The organism is Pseudomonas sp. PS02303, from assembly GCF_029959925.1.
In the GTDB taxonomy this organism is placed as follows: Bacteria; Pseudomonadota; Gammaproteobacteria; order Pseudomonadales; family Pseudomonadaceae; genus Aquipseudomonas; species Aquipseudomonas mandelii.
The window spans coordinates 1-5,371 of the sequence record NZ_JASCOM010000339.1 but is presented as its reverse complement, the minus strand read 5'-3'; the positions used below and the strand labels follow the sequence as shown (position 1 = coordinate 5,371).

7 protein-coding genes are annotated in these 5,371 nt (G+C 60.1%); 5 read left to right on the top strand and 2 right to left on the bottom strand.

Annotation, left to right across the window (positions count from 1 at the left end):
* Positions 1 to 108: 108 nt before the first annotated feature.
* Together QMX98_RS32055 and QMX98_RS32050 are read right to left on the bottom strand one after the other, a co-directional pair.
* Positions 109 to 321 (bottom strand): hypothetical protein, encoded by a 213-nt coding sequence (locus tag QMX98_RS32055; protein ID WP_010455503.1) that lies wholly within the window; start codon positions 319 to 321, stop codon positions 109 to 111.
* A 48-nt stretch (positions 322 to 369) separates the two neighbouring features.
* Complete coding sequence (locus QMX98_RS32050; protein WP_145308264.1) at positions 370 to 636, bottom strand: DUF2790 domain-containing protein; 267 nt, start codon at positions 634 to 636, stop codon at positions 370 to 372.
* 307 nt (positions 637 to 943) lie between these two features.
* Here QMX98_RS32050 and QMX98_RS32045 point away from each other — a divergent pair, with 307 nt between their 5' ends.
* The 5 genes from QMX98_RS32045 (at position 944) to QMX98_RS32025 (ending at position 5,259) form a co-directional block, all read left to right on the top strand.
* Positions 944 to 1,684 (top strand): response regulator, encoded by a 741-nt coding sequence (locus QMX98_RS32045; protein ID WP_010455506.1) that lies wholly within the window; start codon positions 944 to 946, stop codon positions 1,682 to 1,684.
* Complete coding sequence (locus QMX98_RS32040) at positions 1,681 to 2,991, top strand: HAMP domain-containing sensor histidine kinase (RefSeq protein WP_154501186.1); 1,311 nt, start codon at positions 1,681 to 1,683, stop codon at positions 2,989 to 2,991. Before QMX98_RS32045 ends, QMX98_RS32040 begins: the two co-directional genes overlap by 4 nt.
* 105 nt (positions 2,992 to 3,096) lie before the next feature.
* A complete protein-coding gene (locus QMX98_RS32035; protein WP_154504992.1) occupies positions 3,097 to 3,729 on the top strand; it encodes a CDP-alcohol phosphatidyltransferase family protein in 633 nt (210 codons plus the stop codon).
* Positions 3,716 to 4,315: a lysophospholipid acyltransferase family protein gene (locus QMX98_RS32030; RefSeq protein WP_010455509.1), complete on the top strand. Its 600-nt coding sequence runs from the start codon at positions 3,716 to 3,718 to the stop codon at positions 4,313 to 4,315. The genes QMX98_RS32035 and QMX98_RS32030 overlap by 14 nt, the downstream gene beginning before the upstream one ends.
* Positions 4,312 to 5,259 carry a phosphatidate cytidylyltransferase gene (locus tag QMX98_RS32025; protein WP_010455511.1) on the top strand — a complete coding sequence of 316 codons (948 nt, stop codon included), beginning with the start codon at positions 4,312 to 4,314 and terminating at the stop codon, positions 5,257 to 5,259. Before QMX98_RS32030 ends, QMX98_RS32025 begins: the two co-directional genes overlap by 4 nt.
* Positions 5,260 to 5,371 lie beyond the last annotated feature (112 nt).

The following is a 5,371-nucleotide window of genomic DNA, read 5'->3' as shown; positions in this document are numbered from 1 at the left end:
CGCGATAGCGGTGTGTCAGATAACACTGATGTCGATTGACACACCGCCATCGCGAGCAGGCTCACTCCTACACTGGAATTGTGGTGTTCACAAAACCGGGTTCGGGCATCAGGCCTTCTGGTTTTCCTGTAGCTGACCTTGAGGCGTGCGGCTCGAGCCGTCCTGTGCGAGGAAGGCATGAGCGCCCTGCTCGGCCACCGGCGTCAGCTGGAAGCAGGTCGCACTGCCACAGCTTTTCTGTTCAACAGCGGCATTGGCATGGGCAGCCGCGCCGGCTGCGGAGAAAGCAACAGCGGTCAAAAAGCGGGTGACGTTGTTCATGGTGTTCTTCCTGTTTCAAAGGGGGTTGGCAATCGGTCCGCGAAGGACTCAGTTGTCCGCGTTGCAGCCGTCAGCAAATTTGCGGTAATCCAGCACCTGGGTTTTGTGCTGGGAATCGAGGTAGGTCAGCTGGGCATTCACAACCCCGCAGGAAGGCGCGGCGTCTTCTTTCAACGACACCACTTTCTTGATGTCCAGGTGGGTGCCGTAGGTGTAGGTTTTGGCGCTGACATCGGCGGCTTCGGCGCGGGCCGACAAGGTGCAGATGTTCAGGGCGGCAAACAGGCAAGCGGCGTAGATGGCTTTGGTGTTCATGGCGGTTTCCTCAAGGCTTCAATGGGTAGGTCGTTCGATTGAGCAGAGGCGGTGTGGGTTGCCTCGATGGAACCCATTAGAAGCTCGCGAGGTATCTCGTCTGTGTCGAAAACAGCCGCGTGTAAATCGGTACGTATCAAAGCCGGCCCCTGATACAGAGCGATACAAAACCCCTGGAAAACCGCATTTTTGCCTTTGCATGTATCCGTCGCTACGCCAGATACACTGCAATACAAAGGGCTGCGGGCGAGCGGGCCAAGGCCCGATAGACTGCGCAACATCCCCCATTGATAGAGGCTTGGCCCCCATGGAACACGTCGATCACATTCTCATCGTGGACGATGACCGCGAGATCCGGGAACTGGTAGGCAACTACCTCAAGAAGAACGGCCTGCGCACCACGGTCGTCGCCGATGGACGCCAGATGCGCAGCTTCCTTGAGTCCACGCCGGTGGACCTGATCGTGCTCGACATCATGATGCCGGGCGACGACGGCCTGATGCTCTGCCGCGAGTTGCGCGCCGGCAAACACAAGGCCACGCCGGTGCTGATGCTCACTGCCCGCAACGACGAAACCGACCGCATCATCGGCCTGGAAATGGGCGCCGACGATTACCTGGTCAAGCCGTTCGCCGCCCGTGAACTGCTCGCGCGAATCAACGCCGTACTGCGCCGCACGCGGATGCTGCCGCCAAACCTGGTGGTCACCGAAAGCGGTCGCCTGCTGGCGTTCGGGCGCTGGCGCCTGGACACCTCGGCCCGGCACCTGCTGGACGAAGACGGCACCATGGTCGCGCTCAGCGGTGCGGAATACCGATTGCTGCGGGTGTTCCTCGATCACCCGCAGCGGGTGCTCAATCGCGACCAGTTGCTCAATCTGACCCAGGGCCGCGACGCCGATCTGTTTGACCGTTCCATCGATTTGCTGGTCAGCCGCTTGCGCCAGCGCTTGCTGGACGATGCCCGCGAACCGGCCTACATCAAAACCGTGCGCAGTGAGGGCTACGTCTTTTCCCTGCCGGTGGAAGTGCTCGGTGCGCCGTCATGAACCTCACCCTTCGTTGGCCCCGCACCCTGGCCTCGCGCCTCTCGCTGATCTTTCTGATTGGCCTGATCCTGGCGCAGGCGCTGTCCTTTGGCGCGCAGTATTACGAGCGTTACGAAAGCGCAAAAAACACCATGCTTGGCAATCTGGAAACCGACGTCTCGACCTCCATCGCCATTCTTGACCGCTTGCCAGCCGAAGAACGCATGGGTTGGCTGCAACAACTGAACCGCCGCAACTACCGTTATTTGCTCGACGAGGGTTCGCCGGGCGTGGCCATGAGCGACACGCCCATCGCGATGACATCGATCAAGGACGCCATCGGCAAGGATTACCCGATGACCGTGACGGACATTCCCGGCGAACAGAAACACTTTCAGGTGCACCTGAAACTCGCGGACGGCAGCCCGGTGACCATCGACGTCAGGCCATCAATGGTGCCGTTGTCGCCGTGGTTGCCCATCGTTCTGCTGGGCCAGTTGGCGCTGATGATCCTCTGCACCTGGCTGGCGGTGAGAATCGCCATCCGCCCCCTCACCCGCCTTGCCGAGGCCGTGGACAACCTTGATCCCAACACCCACGCGGTGCACCTGGACGAAAAAGGCCCGACCGAAGTCGCACACGCCGCCATCGCCTTCAATTCGATGCAGGCACGCATCGCCGCGTACTTGAAAGAGCGCATGCAACTGCTGGCGGCGATTTCCCACGACCTGCAAACCCCGATCACCCGCATGAAACTGCGCGCCGAATTCATGGACGACTGCAGCGAAAAAGACAAACTGTGGAGCGATCTCAGTGAGATGGAGCACCTGGTGCGCGAAGGCGTGGCCTATGCCCGCAGCGTTCACGGCGCCACCGAAGAAAGCCGCCGCACCGACCTCGATTCATTCCTCGACAGTCTGGTGTTTGACTACCAGGACGTGGGCAAAGACGTGACATTGGGTGGCAAAAGTGGCGCGGTGATCGACACCCGGCCCCATGCCTTGCGGCGGGTACTGGTAAACCTGACGGATAACGCTCTGAAGTTCGCCGGCGCCGCCGAGCTGTGGGTGGAAGCGAAAAACGGCGGCCTCTCGGTGAAGATCATGGATCGCGGACCGGGCATTGCCGAAGAGGAACTGGCCCACGTGATGGAGCCGTTTTATCGGGTAGAGAATTCGCGCAATCGCAGCACCGGCGGCACGGGGTTGGGGCTGGCGATCGCGCAGCAATTGGCTTTGGCGCTCGGGGGATCGTTGACGTTGAGCAATCGTGAGGGCGGCGGGTTGTGTGCGGAGTTGAAGTTACCGCTTCGACCTGGCAGTCAGTAAACAGACACAAAGGCCAAGGAAAGCCTTTATATTGTCGGACACCGTCGTGCAGCAGCCGACGGCGATGCCCTGATAGCAACCGACACCTATATGGATATTGGCAAAATGGATGACAACCGAAGGCCCATCAAGACGCGCTCTGCGGGCTGGGCGAAATACATCACCGACCTTCTGGTGAAACGAGACATCTCCCCCAATCAGATCTCCGTCGCCAGCATCGCCTTCGCGCTCGCCGGGGCGGTGGCACTGAATCTCGATAACGGGCTCATCGGCTCGATCCTCTGCGCCGTCGGCATTCAATTGCGCCTGCTGTGCAACCTCTTCGACGGCATGGTGGCGATCGAGGGCGGCAAGAAATCCGACATCGGCAGCCTCTACAACGAATTCCCCGACCGCATTGCCGACAGCCTGCTGATCGTCGCGCTGGGGTATGCCATCGGCTACGCCGATCTCGGCTGGTTCGCGGCGCTGGCCGCGGCACTGACGGCGTATGTCAGGGTGTTTGGCGGCTCGATTGGCCTGAAGCAGAGTTTCATCGGCCCGATGGCCAAGCAGCATCGAATGGCCGTGATGACCGTGGCCCTTCTGTTGAATGCCGTCGAAGCCAGCGTTTATGGCACTCACTACGTGCTGTTGATCGCGCTGGTCGTCATCGCTGTCGGTTCAGCCGCGACCTGCGTCACGCGCACGCTGGCCATCTCGCGCCAGCTCAAGGGGAATGCTCATGTGGATCAGTAACGCGCTGATTTCTGTTCTTCGCTTCCTGATCGGCGTCACCGCCCGATGGGAAAGCCCGCCGGACCTGACACGCCAGCGCATCTATTTCGCCAATCACTCCAGCCACATGGACACCCTGGCAATCATCGCGGCGCTGCCCCCGGAAGCCCGGGTGAACGTGAAACCGGTCGCCGCTGCGGATTACTGGGGAAAGAACAAATTTCTGTCGTACATCTCGCAAAAAGGCCTGAACGCAGTGCTGATCGAGCGTAACCCGGCGCCCGGCGTTAACGTGCTGGAGCCGATTTTCGACGTGGTGCGGGCCGGCCATTCGATCATCATCTTTCCGGAAGGCACCCGAGGCAGCCAGGCATTGCCCGGGCCGTTCAAATCAGGGCTGTACCGTTTGGCCGAGACATTCCCCGAGGTGGATCTGGTGCCCATCTACCTGGAAAACCTGCATCGCTCCATGCCGAAAGGCAAACACGTCCCGCTGCCCATTATCTGCACGATCCGTATTGGCGACCCGCTGCCACGGATCAGTGGCGAGGAAAAACAGGTGTTTCTGGATCGGGCACGTGAAGCGATTGTGAGGTTGTCGGAATGAATCTTGACGAAAAGTTCTTGTGGTTCTTCGGCGCCATTGCCGTCCTGTTAGCAATCGCTTCGGTCATCGGCCGGATTCTGGCGAAGCGCGCCAAAACAGAAAGCTCGATGTCGACCATCGAGAACCTCAACCAGCGGGTGAATGCCTGGTGGGGCATGGTCATCATCTTCTTCGTGTCCTACCTGCTGGGCGGGAACGCGACGGTTATTCTGTTCGGCTTCATTTCGCTGTTCGCGCTCCGGGAGTTCATTACCCTGACGCCGACCCGGCTGGGCGACCATAACGCGCTGTTTTCGGCGTTCTTCATTCTGATCCCGCTGCAATACGTGCTGATCGGCACGCACTGGTATTCGCTGTTCACCCTGTTGATTCCGGTGTACGCGTTCCTGCTGTTGCCGGCGATTGCGGTGCTGAGCCAGGACACCGACGCTTTTCTGGAACGGGCGGCCAAGATTCAGTGGGGGGTGATGATTTGCGTCTACTGCATCAGCCACGCGCCGGCCCTGTTGCTGCTGGACCTGGAAGGTTTCAAGGGGCAGAACGCGCTGCTGCTGTTCTATCTCGTGTTCGTCGTGCAACTGAGTGACGTGTTGCAGTACGTGTTCGGCAAACTATTGGGCAAGCACAAAGTTGCGCCGCTGGTGAGTCCGTCGAAAACGGTGGAAGGCTTGGTCGGTGGCGGTCTGTCGGCCACGTTGATTGGCGGGTGCATGTTCTGGATGACCCCGTTCAGTTTCTGGCAGTCGCTGCTGATGTCGCTGGTGATCGTGGTGATGGGTTTTCTCGGTGGGCTGGTCATGTCCGCCATCAAGCGCAGCCTGAGCGCCAAGGATTGGGGGACCATGATCAAAGGGCATGGCGGCATGCTGGATCGGATGGATTCGATCTGTTTCGCGGCGCCGATCTTCTTTCACCTGACGCGGTATTTCTTTTCCGCCCCATAAAATAGCCCCCCCCTGTCAGTGATCGTTCCCACGCTCTGCGTGGGAATGCAGCCCGGGACGCTCCGCGTCCCTGAAGCGGACGCGGAGCGACCGGTGAGGCATTCCCACGCAG

Bases quoted from the DNA above. Each gene is read 5' to 3' on its own strand.
- QMX98_RS32035 (WP_154504992.1), top strand. From the start codon at position 3,097: ATGGATGACAACCGAAGGCCCATCAAGACGCGCTCTGCGGGCTGGGCG.
- QMX98_RS32045 (WP_010455506.1), top strand. From the start codon at position 944: ATGGAACACGTCGATCACATTCTCATCGTGGACGATGACCGCGAGATC.
- QMX98_RS32055 (WP_010455503.1), bottom strand. From the start codon at position 321: ATGAACAACGTCACCCGCTTTTTGACCGCTGTTGCTTTCTCCGCAGCC.
- QMX98_RS32030 (WP_010455509.1), top strand. From the start codon at position 3,716: ATGTGGATCAGTAACGCGCTGATTTCTGTTCTTCGCTTCCTGATCGGC.
- QMX98_RS32025 (WP_010455511.1), top strand. From the start codon at position 4,312: ATGAATCTTGACGAAAAGTTCTTGTGGTTCTTCGGCGCCATTGCCGTC.
- QMX98_RS32050 (WP_145308264.1), bottom strand. From the start codon at position 636: ATGAACACCAAAGCCATCTACGCCGCTTGCCTGTTTGCCGCCCTGAAC.
- QMX98_RS32040 (WP_154501186.1), top strand. From the start codon at position 1,681: ATGAACCTCACCCTTCGTTGGCCCCGCACCCTGGCCTCGCGCCTCTCG.